Source organism: Gordonia sp. UBA7599, from assembly GCA_002477755.1.
GTDB lineage: Bacteria > Actinomycetota > Actinomycetes > Mycobacteriales > Mycobacteriaceae > Gordonia.
In genome coordinates this window covers 46759-47093 of the sequence record DLKD01000040.1, presented here as the reverse complement: position 1 = coordinate 47093, position 335 = coordinate 46759, and the positions used below count along the sequence as shown (strand labels likewise).

The 335-nt window shown below is 65.1% G+C and carries 1 protein-coding gene; it reads left to right on the top strand.

Features of this window, described 5'->3' with window-relative positions; all coding sequences use genetic code 11:
- Positions 1-335 (top strand): AAA family ATPase (locus B4L26_RS05590; RefSeq protein WP_290716833.1); only part of this gene is annotated, 335 nt, incomplete at both ends.

Here is a 335-nt window from a genome sequence, read left to right as displayed (position 1 = left end):
GCGTCGGCAAGACCGCCGTCGTGGAAGGCTTGGCGCAGGCCATCGTCAACGGCGACGTGCCCGAGACGCTGAAGGACAAGCAGCTCTACACGCTCGATCTCGGGTCGCTGGTCGCGGGTAGTCGCTACCGCGGTGACTTCGAAGAGCGCCTGAAGAAGGTCCTCAAGGAGATCAACACCCGTGGCGACATCATCCTGTTCATCGACGAGCTGCACACGCTCGTCGGGGCCGGTGCCGCCGAAGGTGCGATTGACGCCGCGTCGATTCTGAAGCCGAAGCTGGCCCGCGGCGAGCTGCAGACGATCGGTGCCACGACGCTCGACGAGTACCGCAAG